A 19,572-nucleotide genomic window follows, 5' to 3' on the forward strand; every position below is an offset into this window, starting at 1 on the left:
GGCTGGCCCGATCATGTGCGCAACGCCATCGCCCGCCACCCGTCCGGGCTCCGTCACCGCTGCGTTCTGGTGTTGGTTGGTCGCCGCCGTGCTGACCGCGGCCCTGGGGCTGATGATCTTGAGCATTCCTGGCGGCCGGATCATCGGAGGGCTGCTGCTGCTCGCCGGGTTGGCGCTGGCCTTCTTGGCCGACCGGGCCCGCAAGGGGGACATTCGGTTCGCCCGGGCCGCCCTCGGGCTGGCGATGGCGTCGGTGGTGTTCCTCGCGGTGGTGGTGTTGCTGCTCGGTCCCGGCGTGTTCTTCCTCGGTGCGATCGTCTTGGTGATGCTGCTGGAGATCGTCGGCTCGGCGATGAATCAGCGTGCGGCGTCGCAAAAGTGGTACGAGAGCCAGAGCGCAACGGGTAAGGCTCCGTGACGGATCCAGCCATGGACACGGTGCCGGATCCTGGGCCGAAGGTGCTGTTCCGCGAGTCGGGCGCCACGTGGTGGTGGCTGTTGGCCGGGCCGGTGTCCGCGGCCACCATGCTGGGGATCCAGCTGTCCTCCGGCTTGGGTTGGCAGCCCCTTCTGCCTGCGGTGTTCTTCGTTCTGGTGTCGAGTTTCCTCGCCGTGCAGATCAAGGCCGCCCGGATCCACACGTCCGTGGAGCTGACCCGTGCCCACCTGCGTCAAGGCACCGAGGTCACCGGCGTCTCCGAGATTCTGCGGGTCTATCCCGAGGCAGGCGGGCCCGACGTTCCCGCGTGGCAGTCGTACCGGGCGCTCGGCGAGCTGACCGGGGTACCGCGGGGACGCACGGGCATCGGCGTGAAGCTGTCCAACGATCGCAAGGCCCAGGCGTGGGCCCGCCGACATCGAGAGCTGAGGACTGCATTGGAGTCGCTGGTGAGCGAGCCCGCCCGGTGAGGGCCCGCGCCTGGGTCGAACTGGTCCTCGCCGTCGTGGCGCTGGTCGGTTGCGTGGTCAGCTGGTCGATGGCCGGTTCTGTCGAGGTGGCCGCGCCCGTCACCGATGGTGAGCCCAGCAAGGAGACGATGGTGTACGACCCGTCGATGATCTTGCTTGCCCTCATTCTCGCGACCGCTGCTGGGATCTTGCTGGTGCTCGGGGTGGCGCGACTGCGGCGGGGGTGATCCTGACCACAGGCTGGTTGGTACAAAGTACAAACTCTGTAACACTGTTCCCCATGACGGAACTGGCCAGCACGCCGCAGCGCGCCGACGCGCTACCGCTCGGACCGGACTCGCTGGTCTGGCGATACTTCGGGGACAACCGCATGTACTTGATCGGACCCAGGCCCGCGGTGCTGCAGAACATGCTCGCGGAGTTGGGGCAGGGCGTGCTCGATCACTCGGTGTTCTTCGCCGACACCGCAGCCCGGGTGAAGAGGTCGCTGCCGCCGATCTTCATGACCGTGTACGGCGCCGACGACGACAACGCCGGTACCCGCGTGCGGGACTTCCACACCGGCATCAAGGGCGACATGCCCGCCGAGAATGGGGTGACACACCGGTACCACGCGCTGGATCCGGATACGTACTTCTGGGCGCACGCCACCTTCGTCGAGCAGGTGTTCTACTTCGCCGACACGTTCGTCAAGCGACTCACCGACGACGAGAAGGAACGGATCTACCTCGAATCCAAGACGTGGTACCGCCGCTACGGCGTCAGCGATCGACCGATGCCCGCCGACTACGCCGGCTTCCAACGGTATTGGGACCGGATGATGGACGAGGTCCTGGTGGCCCATCCGACCGCGCGGTACGGCGTCGGCTACGTCACCAAGGGATTCCCGCGGCCCAAGGGCGTGTCGCCGCTGGCGTGGCGGCTCGTCTCGCCGCTGTTCAATCCCGTCGCCGCATTCATCACCACCGGCGGGATGCCGCCGCGCGCCCGCGATCTGCTGGGTCTGCCGTGGGGCCGGCGTCGCGAGAAGGCGTATCAACTGTTCGCGGCGGCATGGCGATCGCGAATCGTGAACTGGGCGTGGGACCGTCTGCCGATGAGCGTGCGCTACAACCAGTTCGCCCAAGACGGCTATGCCCGCGGGTGACGCCACGCAGGCGATCCTTGACGCGGCGCTCGTCGAGTTCGAGCGGCACGGCTTTCGTCGAGTCGCCCTCGACGACGTCGCCCGCCGCGCCGGGGTCAGCCGCACCACCATCTATCGCCGGTTCGCCAATCGCGACGAGTTGGTCGCCGCGGTCGTCGAGCGCGAGAACGTGGCGCTGTTCGCCGACATCGCGGCCGAGTTGAAGGATGCGCGGACCCCGCAGAACTTCTACGTCGAGGCGTTCACGCAGTCGATCCTGATGTTTCGCAGGCACCGGGTGCTCAACCGCATGATGCTCGACGAGCCCGCGCTGGTTCTGGAGTTGTTCCACCGCCACTACGGCGCGGCGATCGAGCGGATGGCGGAGGCGCTGCGGGTGATCTTCCCGGCCGGGTTCGCCGAACGGATCGGGCCCGCGGCCGTCAACGACCTCGCCGACACGATCTTGCGGTACGCGGCGGTGGTCTTGATACTGCCCAACGCGGAGTCGCTGGACACTCCGGATGAGCTGCGGACGTTCGCCAGGCGGCACTTCCTGCCCAGCCTGCCTGCGGCGCTCGTCTCCCCCCTTCGAGTGTGAATTTCACGACGCTCCACCTGGGTTTTGCGTCGTTGAGTTCACACTCGGGGTGGGCCTGTGGATGAATTCGGCGCGAGGTCGGGGTCTTCCCTCAGCATGCGGGCATGGGGGAGCTTCGTTGGCCTTTCGTCGGCTCGGAGGTGCTGGCCGCCGGGATGATCGCCGAGCGTGCCATGCGCCGCGACTACGAGCGGGTCTATCCCGGCGTGTACGTGCCGCGCGGCGTCGAACCGTCGGCCCGACAACGCGCTGAGGCGGCGTGGCTGTGGTCGGGGCGCCGTGGCGTGGTTGGCGGACAATCCGCCGCAGCCTTGCTTGGCGCCAAGTGGGTCGACGGCCGACATGCGGCCGAACTGATCTACGCCAACCGCAAGCCACCACGGCTGCTCACCGTCCGCACCGAGACGGTGTATCCAAGCGAGGTGCTCGACGTCGGCGGCATTGCGGTCACCACCGCGGGGCGGTCGGCCTTCGACGTCGGGCGGCACACGGCGTCACGGTTGGCGGCCGTTCAGCGGCTCGACGCTCTCACCCGCGCCACCCGGGTCACGTGCGCGGAGGTGGAGGCCGTGGCCGCGGCCCACCCCGGCGTTCGTGGCTTGTCCCGGCTGCGCGCCGTGCTGCCGCTGGTCGACGGCGGGGCCGAATCACCCCAAGAGACCGCCGCCCGCCTGGTGTTGGTCGACGCCGGGTTGCCCGCGCCTACAACGCAATTCGAGGTGCGTGGCGCCTTCGGGGAGTTCGTCGCGCGCCTCGACATGGCGTACGAGTCCGTCAAGGTGGGCATCGAGTACGACGGGGCGCAGCATTGGACCGACCCGGTCGTGCGGCAGCGCGACATCGACCGGATCTTCGAGTTGACGGCGCTGAACTGGATCATCATCCGGGTCAGTCGCGACCTGCTCAGGTACCGGAAGCCGACTTACGTCGCCCGCGTGCAGGCGGCCCTGCGGCAGCGTGGCTTCACGTGGTGATCGAGTGTGAACTCGACGACGCTGCACTCGGTATTCGCGTCGCCAGATTCACCGTCGAGCGGCCCACGACCCCAGCTCCAACTGTTTCGTGCGTCACACAATCGGGCAGCCCACTGGGATGGGAAGCGAACAGCAAAACCTGACCGAGAAGCCCGAAGTCACCGACGAACACGAGGCCAAGGCCAAGGAGATGGCCAAGGCCTATCAAGACGACCGGCCGACCATCGGACTGCCCGGTAGCAGCAACACCGTGGCGGGTCAGGCCGTCAACGAGTGGGTCGACGACGACGGCAACCCCAAGTTCGGCGACGTCGAAGACGGCGATGGCGTGAAGCGCGAGGACGTCATGGGGAAGCGTCAAAAGGGGATGAGCGACGAGTAACAGCTCGGCGTGCGCACGCTGGACGACCCGCCTCGCCACCGCTAAGCGAGTCGCAGCAGCACGGCGTCGTCGAACGGCAGCCGCGCCACGATCGGCTTCCAGAATCCCGTGACGCGGCGGGCGGCCTCAGCCCTGGACACGACGGTGGGAGCGGTCAATGCGATCGTCCTGCCGTGCCTGCGCATGGACGCTCCGTCTGTCGCGACGATGTTCTTCAGCCAGTCGACGTGACGTCCGTACGTCAGCAGTACCGCGACGCCGTCGTCCGTGCCGAAGACGATCAGCGGAGTCCGGTATGGCTTCCCCGAACGTCGCCCGACGTGTTCGATGATGCCCATGGCGGGTGCCCAACCCGCCCACAGCCGCTGGACGGGATTGGTCACGCGCCGGTTGAACCGCGCCAGCCACTGCGGAGCCTGCATGACGGCCATCAAACCCGCAGCACCACTTGGGTTCAAGAGCACACCTGCGGCCGCCAAGGCAGACTGCTACCCATGGCCTACCTCAAGCCCCCGTGGTTCACCGCGAACGTCTTCACCCGGAGTCGTGCTGAGGAAGTCGAGGGCTACTGGAAACGACTGCCCGACGGCGCCGACCATCCGATCTCCGCGCTGACCCCAGCCAGGTGACGTTGAGGGACGCCATGAGTGACGCCGCAGTCAAGACGCTAGACGTCAGTGCGCTTCCGTTGGTGCCACGCAACCCGCTGTCCCTGCGGCAGTTGCTGAAGGCGGTACGGGTCTTCAATACCGGAGGCGAGGTGATCAGTGCGGCGGGCGGGCCGGTGAGTCGCATCGCGCTGGGCCCGAAGTGGTTGGTTCCGCCGCTCATCCTGGTCACTTCGCCGAGCGGCATCGGAGACCTCCTCGCCCGCAACCACGTGTTCGGTGAGCGCTGCATGGTCCACGACGAAGTCAGGCAGCTGGCCGGCGACAGCCTGTGGGTACTGCCCAACGAGCGGTGGGTGCCGCGCAAGCGGGCGCTTCAGCCGGTGTTCACCAACCACAACGTGCGTCGCTTCGGCGGCCACATGTCCCACGCGGCGCGGGCCGTGGTCGACGACTGGCGCCTCGTCGGGCTGGACGCCGGGCTCGACGTCGACCTCGACCTCGCGTGCCGCCGATTGACGATGCAGTCGCTCGGCCGCTCCATCTTGGGACTCGACCTCAACGACCGCGGTGACGTGATCGCCGAGTGCATGCACGTCGCGTCGACGTACGCCGCCGATCGTGCGCTGCGACCGGTGCGGGCGCCCCGCTGGCTGCCCACTCCCGCACGCCGTCGCGCGCGCCGGGCGGTCGACATGATGCTGGGCGTCGCCGACGAGATTCTGCAGGCGTGCCGCGCCGACCCCTCGCGTGACGCGCCCTTGGTGCATGCGCTGATCGCGGCCAAGGACCCGGTGACCGGCGAAGCGCTGTCGGATCGCGACATCTGCAATGACCTGCTGATCTTCATGCTGGCCGGGCACGACACCACTGCGACGGCACTGACCTACTCGCTGTGGGCGCTCGGTCATCATCGCGAGGTGCAGGATCGAGTGGCTGCCGAGGTCGCTGCGCTCGGCGAACGGGAGCTGACCCCCGCCGACGTCCCCCGGCTCTCGTACACCCGGCAAGTGCTCAACGAGGCGCTGCGGTTGTGCCCGCCTGCGGCGGGCGTCGGGCGGCTGGCGGTGCGAGACTTCGCGGTCGACGGTTATCGGGTGCAGGCGGGCAGCATCGTCGCGGTGGGCATTCAGGCCGTGCACCGGGATGCCGACCTGTGGGACGACCCGATGGTGTTCAACCCGGACCGGTTCAGCCCGGAGGCGTCGGCCAAGCGCGCACGCTGGCAGTTCGTCCCGTTCGCCGGCGGGCCGCGGTCGTGCATAGGGGAGCACTTCGCCCTGCTGGAGACGACGCTGGCGCTGGCCACGATCATCGGCTCGGTCGAGATCCGCTCGGTCGACGACGACTTCCCCGTCGAGGTGCCCTATACGACGGTGGCCAAGGGGCCGATCCGCGTCAGCGCGCGGGAGCGGCCCACTACACCCTGTAGTTGACGCCCGCTCGCCGACTGGGAGACTGGTTGCCATGCGTGCTGACACACCCACCTCGGCACGGCTGTTCGCCGAGGCCTCCGCCGTGATTCCCGGCGGGGTCAACTCACCGGTCCGTGCCTTCAACGCGGTGGGCGGGACGCCACGGTTCATCACCAAGGCCGCCGGCTGCTGGCTGACCGACGCGGACGACAACCGCTACGTCGATCTGGTTTGTTCGTGGGGGCCGATGATCCTTGGCCACGCGCACCCCGCGGTGGTCGAGGCGGTTCAGCGGGCCGCGGTCGACGGACTGAGCTTCGGGGCGCCGACGCCGACCGAGAGCGAGTTGGCCAGGGAGATCGTCGGCCGGGTCGGTGCCGTCGACAAGGTGCGGTTGGTCAACTCCGGCACCGAGGCCACCATGAGCGCGATCCGGCTGGCCCGCGGCTTCACCGGTCGCGCCAAGATCGTCAAGTTCTCCGGCTGCTACCACGGTCACAGCGATGCGCTGCTGGCCGACGCGGGATCAGGTGTCGCGACGCTGGGGCTGCCGTCCTCGCCGGGGGTCACCGGTGCCGCCACCGTCGACACGATCGTGTTGCCCTACAACGATGTCGGCGCCGTCGAAGCGGCGTTCGACGAGTTCGGCGACGACATCGCCTGCGTCATCACCGAGGCGGCGGCGGGCAACATGGGCACGGTCGCCCCGCTGCCCGGTTTCAACGCCGCCCTGCGCCGCATCACCGCCGAGCACGGGGCGCTGCTGATCCTCGACGAGGTGATGACGGGCTTCCGGGTCAGCCGATCCGGTTGGTACGGAATCGATCCCGTCGACGCCGACCTGTTCGCCTTCGGCAAGGTGATGAGTGGTGGCCTACCCGCCGCGGCGTTCGGTGGCCGCGCCGAGGTGATGGACCGTCTCGCCCCGCTCGGTCCGGTCTACCAGGCGGGCACGCTGTCGGGGAACCCGGTGGCCATGGCCGCCGGGCTCGCGACGCTGCGCGCCGCCGACGATGCCGTGTACGCGACGTTGGACGCCAACGCCGACCGCCTCGCGGGTCTGCTCACCGACTCGCTCACGGAAGCCTCTGTCACACATACTGTTTCGCGGGCGGGGAACATGCTCAGCGTATTCTTCACCGACGAACCGGTCGTCGACTTCGCCTCGGCACGCGCCACCGAGACCTGGCGTTTCCCGGCGTTCTTCCACGCCCTGCTCGACGCGGGCGTCTACCCGCCGTGCAGCGCGTTCGAGGCGTGGTTCGTCTCGACGGCGCTGAACGACGACGCGTTCGAACGCATCGCGACCGCACTGCCCGCCGCGGCACGTGCCGCAGCCGAGGCGCAGAGGCCCGCATGACCGAGAACGCCGCCACGCCCGTCAAGACCATCGTGCACGTGATGCGCCACGGTGAAGTGCACAATCCGGACAAGGTCCTCTACGGCAGGCTGCCCGACTTCCATCTCTCCGACAAGGGGCGGGCCCAGGCGGCGAGGGTCGCCGACTGGCTGGCCGGTCGCGACGTCGTCTACGTCGTGGCGTCGCCGCTGGAACGTGCCCAGGAGACCGCGGGTCCGATCGCCGCCACGCACGGCCTGTCGATCGACACCGACGCCGAGCTGATCGAGTCCGCGAACGTCTTCGAGGGCGAGCGGGTGTCACCGGGCGACGGTGCGCTGCGCAACCCGCGCAACTGGTGGCACCTGCGCAACCCGCGGCAACCGTCGTGGGGCGAGCCGTACGCACACATCGCCGAACGCATGCAGGCGGCGCTGTATCGGGCCAGGGACAAGGCCATCGGCCACGAGGCGGTGTGCGTCAGCCACCAGCTGCCGGTGGCGACGTTGCGGCGGTCCTTGACCGGCCAGACCCTGCACCACCTGCCCACCGCCGCGAATCGGATGTGCAATCACGCGTCGTTGACGTCGTTCTACTTTCACGATGCCGAGGTGGTCGGCTGGAGCTACGCGGAGCTGGCAGGCCAGTGAGATGGCTGGTGGTCACCTTCCTGTCGGCAGTGCTGCTGCTGGCCGGTTGCTCGACCGGTGACGACGCCGTCGCCCAGGGCGGCACGTTCGAGTTCGTGGCGCCAGGCGGGAAGACCGACATCTTCTACGATCCGCCCGAAAGCCGAAGTCGCCCAGGCAAGATCAGTGGTCCCGACCTGATGGACGAGTCGAAGACCATCTCACTGGACGACTTCGCGGGCAAGGTCGTGGTGATCAACGTGTGGGGTCAGTGGTGCGGGCCGTGCCGCTCGGAGATCCCACAGCTGGAGAAGGTGTACGACGCCACGAAGGCCGACGGTGTCGAATTCCTGGGCATCGACGTCCGCGACAACAACCGCGATGCCGCAGTCGATTTCGTCACCGACCGCAACGTGACGTACCCGTCGATCTACGACCCGGCAATGCGCACCATGATCGCGTTCGGCGGCAGGTACCCGACCACCGTCATCCCGTCGACGGTGGTGCTCGATCGTGAGCATCGCGTCGCCGCGGTGTTCCTGCGCGAGTTGCTGGCCGAGGATCTGCTGCCCGTGGTGCAGCGGTTGGCCGGCGAGGAAGCGGCGACTGCGAAGTGACGCCCGACGTGACGGTGCTTGCCGCCACCCTCGATCAGGTCGACGAGTTGGTGGCGGCGGGCCCGTTGGCGCTCGCCTTCTGCGTCAGTGCGTTGGCCGGGCTGGTGTCGTTCGCATCGCCGTGCGTCGTCCCGCTGGTGCCCGGATATCTGTCCTATCTGGCCGCGGTCGTCGGAGTGGAGGATCGGGACGGATCCGCCGTCGCCGTCAGGGCCGCGCGGTGGCGGGTGGTCGGCGCCGCGGGGCTGTTCGTGGCTGGCTTCACGGTGGTGTTCGTGCTCGGCACCGTCGCCGTCCTTGGCGTTACCACCTCGCTGCTGATCAATCAGGTTCTGCTGCAACGCATCGGCGGCGCCGTCACGATCGTGATGGGACTGGCGTTCATCGGCTTCATCCCCGCCTTGCAACGCGAAGCCAGGTTCAGTCCTCGGCTGCTGTCCACGGTCGGCGGCGCACCGATGCTCGGGGCGGTCTTCGCGCTCGGCTGGACGCCGTGCCTCGGCCCGACGTTGACCGCGGTGATCGCGGTGGCGTCGGCGACCGACGGCACGTCCGTCACGCGCGGCGTCGTGCTCGTCGTCGCGTACTGCCTTGGTCTCGGCATCCCGTTCCTGGTGCTGGCCCTCGGCTCGGCGCGAGCCGTCCGCGGCCTCGGCTGGCTGCGACGTCACACCAGGACGATTCAGATCTTTGGTGGCGTCCTGCTGATCCTCGTCGGCATCGCGCTGGTGACCGGTGTGTGGGCCGACTTCGTGTCCTGGGTGCGCGATGCGTTCGTCTCCGACATGCGACTGCCCATATGAGGCTGGTGAAGCGCCTTGCGGCGTATGCCAGGAACACCTGGCGCACGCTGACGTCGATGGGCACCGCGCTCGTGCTGCTGTTCCTGCTGGCGTTGGCGGCGATTCCAGGTGCGCTGCTACCGCAACGGAGCCTGAATGCGGCGAAGGTCGACGAGTACCTGGCCCAGCATTCGCTGATCGGCCCCTGGCTCGACAGGCTGCAGGCGTTCGACGTGTTCTCCAGCTTCTGGTTCACGGCCATCTATGCGCTGCTGTTCATCTCGCTGGTGGGCTGCCTGTCACCGCGCCTTCTTGAGCACGTCCGCAGCATGCGGGCCACCCCGGTCGCCGCACCGAGGAACCTCGCGCGACTGCCCAAGCACGCCTCCGTCGAGATCACGGGTGAGGCAGACGACGTGGCCGCCCGCGTCGAGGACCGACTCAAGGGATGGCGCAAGGTCACCCGGCGCGTGGGCGACGACGCCGAAGTCACCGAAATCTCGGCGGAGAAGGGCTATCTGCGCGAGGTCGGCAACATCGTCTTCCACTTCTCCCTGCTTGGTCTGCTGGTGGCCATCGCCGTCGGCAAGCTGTTCGGGTATGAGGGCAACGTCATCGTCATCGCGAACGGGGGACCCGGCTTCTGCTCGGCCTCCCCGGCCGCGTTCGACTCCTTTCGCGCGGGCAACACCGTCGATGGCACCTCGCTGAATCCGATCTGCTTGCGGGTCAACGACTTCGACGCCGACTACCTCCCGACCGGTCAGGCGCTCAGCTTCGCCGCGAACGTCGACTATCAGGCAGGCGACGACCTGGTGACCGACACGTGGCGGCCCTACCGCCTGGAGGTCAACCACCCGTTGCGCCTCGGCGGGGACCGCATCTACCTGCAGGGCCACGGCTACGCGCCGACGTTCACGGTGACGTTCCCCGACGGTCAGACGCGCACTCAGACCGTGCAGTGGCGGCCCGATGATCCGCTGACGCTGCTGTCCTCCGGCGTCATCCGCGTCGACCCGCCGGGGGGGACGTATCCCGATGCCGCCGAGCGGCGCAAGAACCAGATCGCCATCCAGGGTCTGTTCGCGCCAACCGAGCAGCTGGACGGCGCGCTGCTGTCATCGGGTTTTCCGGCGCTGAACGATCCGGCGGTGGCGATCGACGTCTATCGCGGCGACACCGGGTTGGACACGGGCCGGCCTCAGTCGCTGTTCACCCTGGATCCCCGGCTCATCGGGCAGAACCGGCTGACCAAGGAGGCGCGGGTCAACCTCAAGGCGGGCCAGTCGACGACGCTGAAGGACGGCACGGCGGTCCGCTTCGACGGCGCGGTGCCCTTCATCAACGTTCAGGTGTCCCACGACCCCGCCCAGATCTGGGTGTTGGTGTGGTCGCTGACGATGATGGCGGGCCTGCTGGTGTCGCTGGTGGTCCGTCGCCGCCGGGTCTGGGTTCGGTTGTCCCCAGCTGGGCCGGGTACGGTAAACGTCGAGCTGGGAGGCCTCGCGCGCACCGACAACTCCGGGTGGGGCGACGAGTTCGAGAGGCTGACCGCGCGGCTGGTGTCACCGGGTGAGGAAGGCGGGAGATCGCGCATGAATGCCAAGCGAGAAGCGGAGCGAGATCGCGCATGAATCCTGTCATCGACATCGGGCTGGCGCGCTACTCGGACTGGGCGTTCACCTCGTCGCTCGTCGTCCTCGTCATCGCCCTGCTGCTGCTCGCGGTCGAGCTGGCCTACAGCCGCAGCCGCAGGGCCGACGCCCGTGAACTGGTGAGCGCAGGCGGTTCGGTCGCCTCGGACAGCGCGACTCCCGGAGTCGTGGCCGATACCCCCACGCGCGCGGGCGACGAGCGGATCGGCCGCGCCGGCGTCGCGCTGGTCTACGTCGGGACCGCGGCGCTCCTCGGCTGCATCGTCCTGCGTGGGCTCGCGACGTCGCGGGTGCCGTGGGGCAACATGTACGAGTTCATCAACCTGACGTGCTTCTGCGGTTTGGTCGCCGCGGCAATCACGCTGCGCAGGCCCAAGTACCGCCCGCTGTGGGCGTTCGTGTTGTTGCCGGTGCTGATCCTGCTGGCCGTGTCGGGCAAGTGGCTGTACTCCAACGCCGCGCCCGTCATGCCTGCGCTGCAGTCCTACTGGCTGCCGATCCACGTGTCGGTGGTCAGCCTCGGGTCTGGCGTGTTCCTCGTCGCCGGCGTCGCCAGCATGCTGTTCCTGCTCAAGATGTCGCCGCTGGGCGACGTGGGTCGTGACGGTGTCGTCGCTGGTGATGGGATTGCTCCTCGCGTGCGCGCCATCGTCGCGAAGTTGCCCGACGCCCAGACGCTGGACCGGATCGCCTACCGCACGACGATCTTCGCGTTCCCCGTCTTCGGTTTCGGTGTCATCTTCGGGGCCATCTGGGCCGAGGAGGCGTGGGGACGTTACTGGGGTTGGGATCCCAAGGAGACGGTGGCGTTCATTGCGTGGGTGATCTACGCCGCCTACCTGCACGCCCGCTCGACCGCCGGGTGGCGGGACAAGAAGGCGGCCTGGATCAACGTGGTCGGTTTCGTGGCGATGGTGTTCAACCTGTTCTTCATCAACCTGGTCATCACGGGGTTGCACTCGTACGCCGGGGTGGGCTGAGCTTGACGTCGGCAGGCTCGTTCCGCGACCAGCATCGGTTCCTCGATCCGTCCCAGGACCGCCCCCCAGCGGTACCGCCGGAATGGACCGCTGCCACCCCGCCCCACGGCATTCCCGTCGTACGGGTGGTCGAGAGTCAGGAACCGGTGCTCCGCGAGCCCGACGCCCCCTTTCTGGACCCGTCGACCGTGGCGTTGCTGGGCCAGCCCAAGCGGAAGCCGTCGGCGGGGTGGCGTCGCTGGCTGTACGTGGGTACCGCGACGTTGGTCAATCTCGGCGAGGGGCCCAAGGAGTTGCAGCGCAAGGCGCTCGCCGCGCAGGCCGGTCGACCGCTTCGGGGGTGCTACCGGATCGCACTGCTCTCGCTGAAGGGCGGGGTCGGGAAGACGACGATCACGGCGACGCTCGGCGCGACGTTCGCGTCCGTTCGCGGTGATCGGGTGATCGCGGTGGACGCCAACCCCGACCGGGGCACGCTGAGCCAGAAGGTGCCGCTGGAGACGCCGTCGACCGTGCGTCATCTCCTGCGCGACGCCGAAGGAATCACCAGCTACAGCGACGTCCGCGCGTACACCTCACAGGGGGAGAGCCGCCTCGAGGTGCTGGCCTCGGAGAGCGACCCGGCCGTGTCGGAGGCGTTCAGCAGCGACGACTACACGCGGACGCTCGAGGTGTTGCAGCGCTTCTACAGTCTGGTGCTCACCGACTGCGGCACCGGCATGTTGCACTCGGCGATGTCCGCGGTGCTCGACAACGCCGACGTGTTGATCGTCGTCAGCTCCGGCTCGGTCGACGGCGCCCGAAGCGCGTCGGCGACGTTGGACTGGTTGGACGCCCACGGTTATCAGCAGCTGGTGAAGGACTCGATCGCCGTGATCAACGCCGTGCGGCCGCGCTCGGGCCGGGGCGGTTCACGGGTGGATCAGGGCAAGGTCGTTGACCACTTCTCGCGACGGTGCCGCGCGGTGCTGAGGGTGCCGTTCGATCCGCATCTGGAGGAGGGCGCCGAGATCAGCCTCGACAGGTTGAAGCCGGAAACCCGGGACGCGCTGACCGAACTGGCATCGGTGGTGGCAAGCGGCTTCCCGGGACCTCAATAGGTCGGCTTAGCGGGGACCCGTACCGCCGCCGAGGCGATTGAGGAAGTCGGGATCGTCGTCCGGACCGATCACCCGTGTCCTCGGTCGGTCGGCCGAGGCGCGGATGACCCGCCAAGCCACGTAGGCCAAGCCCGCCAAGATCATTACCAGGAGCAAGAACTGCACCGAAAACCTCCTTGGTGTAAATATACGCGTCGTCGGTAGGCTCGGGCCCGTGTCTGGTTCGGATGGCAGGAACGAAGCGGCCGGGGATTCGGTTGCTGGCGACGGGCACCCGTCGCCCGGTCGACCGGGTTCGCGCATGGTCGTCGACGTTCTGGCCTACCTGGTTGCCCGCATCCTGCTGGCGGTGGTGCTCGCCGCGGTGATCATCGGGGCCGGCCATCTCGTCGGCGTCCGCGAGTTTCCCGTGGTGGTCGCGGTGTTGTTTGCGATCGTGCTCGCCCTTCCCATGGGGATCTGGTTGTTCGCGCCGTTGCGTCGGCGGGCCACGGCGAGCATCGCGGTGTTCGACGAGCGCCGCAGGCGGGACCGCGAGCAGTTGCGGGCGCGACTGCACGGTGACGAGAAAACCGCGGGGTGACGAAACCATGACGGATCACCCCCCGTCGCTTCACTCGCCCCAGCCGCGGGTCGCCTTCGGCGCAGAATTCACCGGCGCCGCAGGTTTTCTCAGTTCGCCGACGTATGGTCTTCCGCCCACGTTCCTGGTCGACGAGATCGACCGGCACCTGGCCCAGTGGCGGGCGGGCACCATGGACGTGCCCTCCTTCGACGGACACGTGCGGCGCGGCCGCGAGGCCTACGCGAGTCTGGTCGGGGTGTCCGCCGCATCCGTCGCGATGGGGGGCAGCGTCTCGGCGGTGCTCGGGTTGGTGGCCGCTTCGATCCCCGACGGCGCGAGGGTCGCGACGTTGGCAGGCGAATTCACCAGTACCACCTTTCCGTTCGCGGCCCAGGAGGGTCGCGGGGTCACGGTCACCGATCTGCCCGCGGCGGAGTTGGTGGCCTCGGCGGCGACGTACGACGTGGTGGTCGCGAGCCTCGTCCAGTCCGCGAACGGCGACGTTCTCGACGTCGACGGGCTGCGCGCCGCGCTTTCCGGTGCAGACACCATCACCGTGGTGGACGTGACGCAGGCCGCCGGGTGGAAGCGCCTGGACCTCGGCTGGGTCGACGTCACCGCGGCAGCCATCTACAAGTGGTTGCTCGCGCCGCGCGGGACGGCGTGGATGTCGTTGAGTGACAGGGTGTCCCGGGTGATGACGCCACTGCTCGCCAACTGGTATGCGGGCGAGGATCCGTGGTCGACGATCTACGGGTTGCCGCTGCGGCTGGCCGACGATGCGCGTCGCTTCGACACGTCGCCGGCGTGGTTCAGCGCCCTGGGTTCGGGATTGACGCTGCCGTGGCTGGCGTCGCTCGACGCCGCGGCCGTGGAGGCGCACTGCGTTTCGCTGGCCACCCGGTTGCGTCGCGAGTTCGATCTGCCGCCGCTGGATTCGGCGATCGTGTCGCTGCCGTTCGCCGACGCCGCGGAGAAGTTGGCAGGCGCGGGGATTCGGGCGTCGGTCCGGGCCGGGGCCGTGCGGGTGGGCTTTCATCTGTACAACACCGACGACGATCTGGATCGGCTGGTCGGCGCCCTCAGGGGGTGAGCGTCACCCGTCGAGCTGGCCGGCGATGCCGCGTTCGATGCCCTTGCGAGTGGCTGGGGGCAGCACGATGAGCCCGTCGAGTTCCTTGGTGGCCAGCGTGTAGGCCTGTTCGCGTTCGTTGGGCGTGGCGCCGGGGTCCGAGGCGACGTTGAGCAGGCTGCGGGCGCGCGCCAACCGCTGCCGTCCCTCGGTGGAGAAGTCGCTGCGGCGCCTGCGCACCGCCTCGGCCTCGGCGGCGTTGAATGCCGACGCGTAGTCCTCGACGGCGGTGCGGTACTGGGCCGCCGACTCGCGATCGTCGAGAAGGTCTTCCGCCTTCGCGGGTCGCAGCAGATCGGCGCGCAGCTTGGCCTTGTGGAAGGCGGTGGTCAGGGGATCGCGCATGTCGGTCATCAACGGGAAGTCGAGCAGCTTCTCGACGTCGAGTTCGTACTCCATCCAGCGCTTGTCGGTGCGGGCGTGCTCCTCGACGGTGCGGGTGATGGCGCGCCACTGCGCGGCGGGGTTGACGGGCGGTGCGGGCGTCGGGGCCGGTTCGTCGTCGACGGGCCTGGCGGATGCCTCTGATGGCCTCTGGACCCGCTTCCACACGTTGATGCCGGCGATGATCACGCCTGCGACGGGCACCAGCAGGAGCAGTAGCTCTGCCAAGCGGAAGATGATGCCCACATCGCCAGGATGCCACCATCGGTGGTGGCGCCGCCGAGTGTGCCGCCACCGCACAGTCGATGCGGGGTCAGGCCATGGCGAGCGCGCCAGCCACCGCGATGGACCACACCAGCATCGTCAACCCGGTGTCGCGCAGCACGGGAATCAGGTCCCTGCCGCCGCGACCGCCACGCACGGGGGCCGCGGCACGCACGGCGAGGGGCAGCGCCACCAGGCCCACCGCGCACCACGGCGTCGCGACCACCAGCACCACTGTCAGCACGAACGCGAGCGCCACCAGAACCTGGAAGAGCACGCGGGTGCGGGCGTCGCCGAGCCGGACGGCCAGCGTGATCTTGCCGGACTCCTTGTCGGTCGGGATGTCCCGAAGGTTGTTGGCGACGAGCACCGCCGACGACAGCGCCCCCGTCGCGACGGCGAGCGCGGCGCCGACCCAGTCGACCCGCAGCGCCTGGGTGTACTGCGTGCCGAGGACGGCGACCAGCCCGAAGAACACGAAGACCGCGACCTCGCCGAGGCCGATGTAGCCGTACGGCTTGGAACCGCCGGTGTACAACCACGCGCCCGCGATGCACGCCACCCCGATGGCGATCAGCCATGGCTGGCTGACCAGCGCCAGGACCAGGCCGGCGGCGGCGCCGACTCCGAGGCTCACGGCGGCCGCGGTGGCGACGGCCCGCGGCGATGCCACCTTCGATCCGACGAGCCGCAGCGGTCCGGCGCGCACGTCGTCGGTGCCGCGGATGCCGTCGGAGTAGTCATTGGCGTAGTTGACGCCGACGATCAGCGCGAGTGACACGATGAGCGCCAACAGGGCCCTCCACCACACGGCGTCACCGAGCCATGCCGCCGCTCCCGTCCCTGCGATCACCGGGGCGACGGCGTTGGGCAACGTGCGCGGACGTGCGCCCTCCACCCACTGCGCGAAACTGGCCACGCCGGTCATCGTCTCACGGGGGAAACGGCAACCTCAGCGTCCGGGTGACTGGCGTGACCCACCGCGCCACGGGTGGGGAGAAGGCATGGCCGACAATGGGCTAATGCTCGCAGTGATCGGCGGTAGTGGTTTCTATACGTTCTTCGGTAGCGATGCGCGCAGCATCAGCGTCGACACCCCGTATGGCATGCCCAGCGCTCCGATCACCGTCGGCACCGTCGGTGACCACGAGGTGGCGTTCCTGCCGCGGCATGGGGTGAACCACGAGTTCTCGCCCCACACCGTCCCGTACCGGGCGAACATGTGGGCGCTGCGGGCACTGGGGGTGCGGCGGATCTTCGCGCCGTGCGCGGTCGGCAGCCTGACGCCCGATCTGGGGCCCGGCGCGATGGTGGTGCCCGATCAGCTCGTCGACCGCACCAGCGCCCGCCCCGACACCTACTTCGATTCCGGTGGCATCCACGTCGGGTTCGCCGATCCGTATTGCGCGACGCTGCGCGAGGCCGCGACGGTCCTTCCCGGCGTCGTCGATGGCGGCACGATGGTGGTGATCCAGGGGCCGCGGTTCTCGACGCGCGCGGAGAGCCGGTGGTTCGCCTCGCAAGGCTTCACCCTGGTGAACATGACGGGGTACCCCGAGGCCGTTCTCGCGCGTGAGCTGGAGATGTGTTACGCCGCAATCGCCTTGGTGACCGATCTCGACGCTGGCATCGAGACGGGCGCCGGCGTGAAGGCCGTCGACGTCTTCGCCGAGTTCGAGCGCAACCTGGTGCCGTTCAAGCAGTTGGTCCACGAGGCGATCGCGGGTGTCACCCAGGAGCGCACCTGCACGGACTGCCTGCCGCACGAGGGCATGAAGCTACCGATCGAACTGCCGTGAGAGTTCTGGTCACCGGCGCCGCGGGATTCATCGGCAGCCGGGTGTGTGCGGCGCTGGCCGCTGCGGGCCACGAGGTGGTGGCGATCGATGCCATGCTGTCCGCCGCGCACGGCGACGTCGCCACCCCACCGGAGGGCGTGTTGGAGGTCGACGTGCGGGATGCGTCCGGGTTGGCGTCGCTGCTGCCCGGTGTCGACGTGGTGTGTCATCAGGCGGCCGTGGTGGGGGCCGGGGTGGACGCGTCCGACGCGCCGAACTACGGCAGCCACAACGACTTCGGCACGACGGTGCTGCTCGCGGAGATGTTCGCGGCGGGTTGTCGAAGGCTGGTGCTGGCATCGTCGATGGTGGTGTACGGCCAGGGTGGTTACGACTGTCCGGAGCACGGCTCGGTCGATCCGCTGCCGCGCACCCGCGAGGATCTCGAGGCGAACGTCTTCGAGCACCGCTGTCCCGTCGGCGGCGAGGAACTGCGCTGGCGATTGGTGGGGGAGGATGCCCCGTTGCGGCCGCGCAGTCTGTACGCGGCGAGCAAGACCGCGCAGGAGCACTACGCGCTGGCGTGGGCCGAGGCGACGGGTGGGTCGGCGGTGGCGTTGCGCTACCACAACGTCTACGGCCCGCTCATGCCACGCGACACCCCGTACTCCGGGGTCGCGGCGATCTTCCGGTCGGCCATCGAAAGAGGCCAACCGCCAAGGGTTTACGAGGATGGCGGCCAGATGCGTGACTTCGTTCACGTCGACGACGTGGCGGCGGTCAACGTGGCGGCGGTCGGTGCGGACGTGGTCGGTTTCGCGGCGTTCAACGTCTGTTCGGGGCGGCCCATCTCGATCATGGACGTCGCGACGAGGATCTGCACGGCCCGCGGGGGGCTGCCGCCCGTCGTCACGGGCCAGTATCGCAGCGGCGACGTCCGGCACATCGTGGCCGATCCGGCCGCGGCGGCCGAGGTGCTCGGCTTCCGTGCGGCGATCGATCCGGCCGACGGCCTTGAGGAGTTCGCGTTCGCGCCGCTGCGCGGCTGACTCCCCGCAGCAGCGGAGATGGCCGCGACGTGCCACCGCCCGGGTGAATACTGGCGGGGTGAAACTCGACATCTGTCAACAGTTCGGCATCGACTTCCCGTTGTTCGCGTTCAGCCACTGCCGCGACGTGGTCGCCGCCGTCACCAACGCGGGTGGTTTCGGCGTCCTTGGGGCGACGGCGTACTCGCCGGATCAGCTCGACAAGGAGCTGACCTGGATCGACGACCACGTCGGCGGCAAGCCGTACGGCGCCGACATCATCGTGCCCGCCAAGTTCGAGGGCAAGGGCGAGAACCTGTCGCGCACCGAGTTGACCGATCGGATTCCCGAGGAGTACCGGGATTTCGTGGCCCGGCTGTTGACCGAGCACGGCATCGAACTGGACGCCGCGCCGCGCCTCGGGGGGTCGTCGCTGACCGGCGACGCCGGCGAGGAATTGCTACGGGTGGCGTTGAGCCATCCGATCAAGCTGATCGCCAACGCACTCGGCGTGCCCCCGGACTACATGCTCGAGGCCGGTCGTGAACACGGGGTGCCCGTCGCCGCCTTGGTGGGCGCCAAGGAGCACGCGGTCAAGCAGGTCACGGCGGGGGTTGACCTCATCGTCGCGCAGGGCACGGAGGCGGGCGGACACTGCGGCGAGGTAACCACGCTGGTCCTCATTCCCGAAGTGCTTGAGGCGCTTTCGGCCATGGACAGTGACATCCCGGTGCTGGCGGCGGGCGGGATCGTGACCGGCCGTCAGATGGCCGCTGCCGTGGCGCTGGGTGCGGACGGCGCGTGGACGGGGTCGGTGTGGCTGACCACCGAGGAGGCCGAGACGGCGCCGCACACGGTGGCCAAGATGCTGGCCGCCACGTCCCGCGACACCGTCCGCTCCGCGGGCCGCACGGGTAAGCCGTCGCGCCAACTGGTCTCGGACTGGACCAACGCGTGGGCGCCGAATCCCGGTGGGCAGAAGCCGCTTCCGCTTCCGCTGCAGTCGATGCTGGTCGAGCCGACTCTGCGGCGCATCGACAAGCTCGCCGCCAGCGGCCATCCTGGCGCGCAGGAGCTGGCCACCTACTTCGTCGGGCAGGGCGTCGGGCTGATGAACAAGGTGAAGCCCGCGCGCACCGTGGTGCTCGAATTCATCGAGGACTACCTCGCCGCCGCCCAGCGGCTTGGCGACTCCGTCCCAGACTAGCCCGCGAGATTGCACTGGCGCAGCGGAAGTGCGAGAAGGTGCCTGCGTGGCTGCAATCTCGCGGGTTATTCGCCCGCCAGCGGGAGCCGCACCTCGA

25 protein-coding genes are annotated in these 19,572 nt (G+C 68.8%); 21 read left to right on the forward strand and 4 right to left on the reverse strand.

The genetic code is table 11. The features are described 5' to 3' along the window. The first annotated feature begins 13 nt into the window (after positions 1-13). The 7 genes from ABW137_RS24770 (at position 14) to ABW137_RS24800 (ending at position 3,992) form a co-directional block, all read left to right on the forward strand. Entirely contained in the window at positions 14-418 is a 405-nt protein-coding gene (locus tag ABW137_RS24770) for a hypothetical protein (RefSeq protein WP_526404105.1), read from the forward strand. Positions 419-429: 11 nt separating this feature from the next. Next, entirely contained in the window at positions 430-909 is a 480-nt protein-coding gene (mce1N, locus tag ABW137_RS24775; RefSeq protein WP_526404106.1) for a transport-regulating membrane protein Mce1N, read from the forward strand. Further along, positions 906-1,136 carry a hypothetical protein gene (locus ABW137_RS24780; protein ID WP_526404107.1) on the forward strand — a complete coding sequence of 77 codons (231 nt, stop codon included), beginning with the start codon at positions 906-908 and terminating at the stop codon, positions 1,134-1,136. Before mce1N ends, ABW137_RS24780 begins: the two co-directional genes overlap by 4 nt. A gap of 53 nt (positions 1,137-1,189) precedes the next feature. Beyond that, the gene (locus ABW137_RS24785) at positions 1,190-2,056 is read left to right on the forward strand and encodes an oxygenase MpaB family protein (RefSeq protein ID WP_526404108.1); all 867 of its coding nucleotides are present in this window, start codon (positions 1,190-1,192) and stop codon (positions 2,054-2,056) included. Continuing rightward, positions 2,043-2,636 carry a TetR/AcrR family transcriptional regulator gene (locus tag ABW137_RS24790; protein WP_526404109.1) on the forward strand — a complete coding sequence of 198 codons (594 nt, stop codon included), beginning with the start codon at positions 2,043-2,045 and terminating at the stop codon, positions 2,634-2,636. Before ABW137_RS24785 ends, ABW137_RS24790 begins: the two co-directional genes overlap by 14 nt. A gap of 104 nt (positions 2,637-2,740) precedes the next feature. After that, complete coding sequence (locus ABW137_RS24795) at positions 2,741-3,610, forward strand: putative endonuclease domain-containing protein (RefSeq protein WP_526404110.1); 870 nt, start codon at positions 2,741-2,743, stop codon at positions 3,608-3,610. Between the two features lie 118 nt (positions 3,611-3,728). Then, positions 3,729-3,992 (forward strand): hypothetical protein, encoded by a 264-nt coding sequence (locus ABW137_RS24800; protein ID WP_526404111.1) that lies wholly within the window; start codon positions 3,729-3,731, stop codon positions 3,990-3,992. 41 nt (positions 3,993-4,033) lie between these two features. Here the strand turns inward: ABW137_RS24800 and ABW137_RS24805 are convergent, their stop codons facing one another. Next, complete coding sequence (locus tag ABW137_RS24805) at positions 4,034-4,414, reverse strand: nitroreductase family deazaflavin-dependent oxidoreductase (protein ID WP_526404129.1); 381 nt, start codon at positions 4,412-4,414, stop codon at positions 4,034-4,036. Positions 4,415-4,486: 72 nt separating this feature from the next. Between ABW137_RS24805 and ABW137_RS24810 the strand changes: the two genes are divergently transcribed. From ABW137_RS24810 to ABW137_RS24850, 9 genes are read left to right on the forward strand one after another with little or no spacing between them, the layout of a single operon-like run. Continuing rightward, positions 4,487-4,621, forward strand: a complete 135-nt coding sequence (locus ABW137_RS24810; RefSeq protein WP_526404112.1) for a hypothetical protein — start codon at positions 4,487-4,489, stop codon at positions 4,619-4,621. 14 nt (positions 4,622-4,635) lie between these two features. Beyond that, positions 4,636-6,036: a cytochrome P450 gene (locus ABW137_RS24815; RefSeq protein ID WP_526404113.1), complete on the forward strand. Its 1,401-nt coding sequence runs from the start codon at positions 4,636-4,638 to the stop codon at positions 6,034-6,036. Positions 6,037-6,067: 31 nt separating this feature from the next. Continuing rightward, the gene (gene hemL / locus ABW137_RS24820) at positions 6,068-7,375 is read left to right on the forward strand and encodes a glutamate-1-semialdehyde 2,1-aminomutase (protein WP_526404114.1); all 1,308 of its coding nucleotides are present in this window, start codon (positions 6,068-6,070) and stop codon (positions 7,373-7,375) included. Beyond that, entirely contained in the window at positions 7,372-8,004 is a 633-nt protein-coding gene (locus ABW137_RS24825; protein WP_526404115.1) for a histidine phosphatase family protein, read from the forward strand. Before hemL ends, ABW137_RS24825 begins: the two co-directional genes overlap by 4 nt. Then, positions 8,001-8,600 carry a TlpA disulfide reductase family protein gene (locus tag ABW137_RS24830; RefSeq protein WP_526404116.1) on the forward strand — a complete coding sequence of 200 codons (600 nt, stop codon included), beginning with the start codon at positions 8,001-8,003 and terminating at the stop codon, positions 8,598-8,600. Before ABW137_RS24825 ends, ABW137_RS24830 begins: the two co-directional genes overlap by 4 nt. Further along, a complete protein-coding gene (locus ABW137_RS24835) occupies positions 8,597-9,403 on the forward strand; it encodes a cytochrome c biogenesis CcdA family protein (protein ID WP_526404117.1) in 807 nt (268 codons plus the stop codon). The genes ABW137_RS24830 and ABW137_RS24835 overlap by 4 nt, the downstream gene beginning before the upstream one ends. Next, entirely contained in the window at positions 9,400-11,016 is a 1,617-nt protein-coding gene (resB, locus tag ABW137_RS24840) for a cytochrome c biogenesis protein ResB (protein WP_526404118.1), read from the forward strand. The genes ABW137_RS24835 and resB overlap by 4 nt, the downstream gene beginning before the upstream one ends. Then, positions 11,013-12,017 carry a c-type cytochrome biogenesis protein CcsB gene (gene ccsB, locus ABW137_RS24845; RefSeq protein ID WP_526404119.1) on the forward strand — a complete coding sequence of 335 codons (1,005 nt, stop codon included), beginning with the start codon at positions 11,013-11,015 and terminating at the stop codon, positions 12,015-12,017. Before resB ends, ccsB begins: the two co-directional genes overlap by 4 nt. After that, positions 12,014-13,117 (forward strand): MinD/ParA family ATP-binding protein, encoded by a 1,104-nt coding sequence (locus ABW137_RS24850; protein ID WP_526404130.1) that lies wholly within the window; start codon positions 12,014-12,016, stop codon positions 13,115-13,117. The genes ccsB and ABW137_RS24850 overlap by 4 nt, the downstream gene beginning before the upstream one ends. A gap of 6 nt (positions 13,118-13,123) precedes the next feature. On the opposite strand, the gene ABW137_RS24855 is transcribed toward ABW137_RS24850, so the two are convergent. Further along, complete coding sequence (locus ABW137_RS24855; RefSeq protein WP_526404120.1) at positions 13,124-13,282, reverse strand: hypothetical protein; 159 nt, start codon at positions 13,280-13,282, stop codon at positions 13,124-13,126. A gap of 136 nt (positions 13,283-13,418) precedes the next feature. Between ABW137_RS24855 and ABW137_RS24860 the strand changes: the two genes are divergently transcribed. Together ABW137_RS24860 and ABW137_RS24865 are read left to right on the forward strand one after the other, a co-directional pair. Further along, complete coding sequence (locus tag ABW137_RS24860) at positions 13,419-13,700, forward strand: DUF4229 domain-containing protein (RefSeq protein WP_526404131.1); 282 nt, start codon at positions 13,419-13,421, stop codon at positions 13,698-13,700. Between the two features lie 7 nt (positions 13,701-13,707). After that, a complete protein-coding gene (locus tag ABW137_RS24865) occupies positions 13,708-14,775 on the forward strand; it encodes an aminotransferase class V-fold PLP-dependent enzyme (RefSeq protein ID WP_526404121.1) in 1,068 nt (355 codons plus the stop codon). A 3-nt stretch (positions 14,776-14,778) separates the two neighbouring features. On the opposite strand, the gene ABW137_RS24870 is transcribed toward ABW137_RS24865, so the two are convergent. Continuing rightward, a complete protein-coding gene (locus ABW137_RS24870; RefSeq protein ID WP_526404122.1) occupies positions 14,779-15,444 on the reverse strand; it encodes a hypothetical protein in 666 nt (221 codons plus the stop codon). Between the two features lie 67 nt (positions 15,445-15,511). Further along, positions 15,512-16,381, reverse strand: coding sequence for a 1,4-dihydroxy-2-naphthoate polyprenyltransferase (locus tag ABW137_RS24875; RefSeq protein ID WP_526404123.1), 870 nt, complete (start codon positions 16,379-16,381; stop codon positions 15,512-15,514). Positions 16,382-16,484: 103 nt separating this feature from the next. Here ABW137_RS24875 and ABW137_RS24880 point away from each other — a divergent pair, with 103 nt between their 5' ends. The 3 genes from ABW137_RS24880 to ABW137_RS24890 are packed head-to-tail and all read left to right on the forward strand — an operon-like array spanning position 16,485 to position 19,475. Further along, positions 16,485-17,261, forward strand: a complete 777-nt coding sequence (locus ABW137_RS24880; RefSeq protein ID WP_526404124.1) for an S-methyl-5'-thioadenosine phosphorylase — start codon at positions 16,485-16,487, stop codon at positions 17,259-17,261. Continuing rightward, positions 17,258-18,289 carry an NAD-dependent epimerase/dehydratase family protein gene (locus ABW137_RS24885; RefSeq protein ID WP_526404125.1) on the forward strand — a complete coding sequence of 344 codons (1,032 nt, stop codon included), beginning with the start codon at positions 17,258-17,260 and terminating at the stop codon, positions 18,287-18,289. The genes ABW137_RS24880 and ABW137_RS24885 overlap by 4 nt, the downstream gene beginning before the upstream one ends. Before the next feature lie 58 nt (positions 18,290-18,347). Beyond that, positions 18,348-19,475: an NAD(P)H-dependent flavin oxidoreductase gene (locus tag ABW137_RS24890; RefSeq protein WP_526404126.1), complete on the forward strand. Its 1,128-nt coding sequence runs from the start codon at positions 18,348-18,350 to the stop codon at positions 19,473-19,475. Positions 19,476-19,572: the final 97 nt, after the last annotated feature.

It is taken from the genome of Mycobacterium sp., from assembly GCF_040509115.1.
GTDB lineage: Bacteria > Actinomycetota > Actinomycetes > Mycobacteriales > Mycobacteriaceae > Mycobacterium.

Bases quoted from the DNA above. Each gene is read 5' to 3' on its own strand.
- ABW137_RS24800 (WP_526404111.1), top strand. From the start codon at position 3,729: ATGGGAAGCGAACAGCAAAACCTGACCGAGAAGCCCGAAGTCACCGAC.
- ccsB (WP_526404119.1), top strand. From the start codon at position 11,013: ATGAATCCTGTCATCGACATCGGGCTGGCGCGCTACTCGGACTGGGCG.
- ABW137_RS24815 (WP_526404113.1), top strand. From the start codon at position 4,636: ATGAGTGACGCCGCAGTCAAGACGCTAGACGTCAGTGCGCTTCCGTTG.
- ABW137_RS24810 (WP_526404112.1), top strand. From the start codon at position 4,487: ATGGCCTACCTCAAGCCCCCGTGGTTCACCGCGAACGTCTTCACCCGG.
- ABW137_RS24805 (WP_526404129.1), bottom strand. From the start codon at position 4,414: ATGCAGGCTCCGCAGTGGCTGGCGCGGTTCAACCGGCGCGTGACCAAT.
- ABW137_RS24825 (WP_526404115.1), top strand. From the start codon at position 7,372: ATGACCGAGAACGCCGCCACGCCCGTCAAGACCATCGTGCACGTGATG.
- resB (WP_526404118.1), top strand. From the start codon at position 9,400: ATGAGGCTGGTGAAGCGCCTTGCGGCGTATGCCAGGAACACCTGGCGC.
- ABW137_RS24865 (WP_526404121.1), top strand. From the start codon at position 13,708: ATGACGGATCACCCCCCGTCGCTTCACTCGCCCCAGCCGCGGGTCGCC.
- ABW137_RS24770 (WP_526404105.1), top strand. From the start codon at position 14: ATGTGCGCAACGCCATCGCCCGCCACCCGTCCGGGCTCCGTCACCGCT.
- ABW137_RS24785 (WP_526404108.1), top strand. From the start codon at position 1,190: ATGACGGAACTGGCCAGCACGCCGCAGCGCGCCGACGCGCTACCGCTC.
- hemL (WP_526404114.1), top strand. From the start codon at position 6,068: ATGCGTGCTGACACACCCACCTCGGCACGGCTGTTCGCCGAGGCCTCC.
- ABW137_RS24790 (WP_526404109.1), top strand. From the start codon at position 2,043: ATGCCCGCGGGTGACGCCACGCAGGCGATCCTTGACGCGGCGCTCGTC.
- ABW137_RS24880 (WP_526404124.1), top strand. From the start codon at position 16,485: ATGCTCGCAGTGATCGGCGGTAGTGGTTTCTATACGTTCTTCGGTAGC.
- ABW137_RS24795 (WP_526404110.1), top strand. From the start codon at position 2,741: ATGGGGGAGCTTCGTTGGCCTTTCGTCGGCTCGGAGGTGCTGGCCGCC.
- ABW137_RS24860 (WP_526404131.1), top strand. From the start codon at position 13,419: ATGGTCGTCGACGTTCTGGCCTACCTGGTTGCCCGCATCCTGCTGGCG.
- mce1N (WP_526404106.1), top strand. From the start codon at position 430: ATGGACACGGTGCCGGATCCTGGGCCGAAGGTGCTGTTCCGCGAGTCG.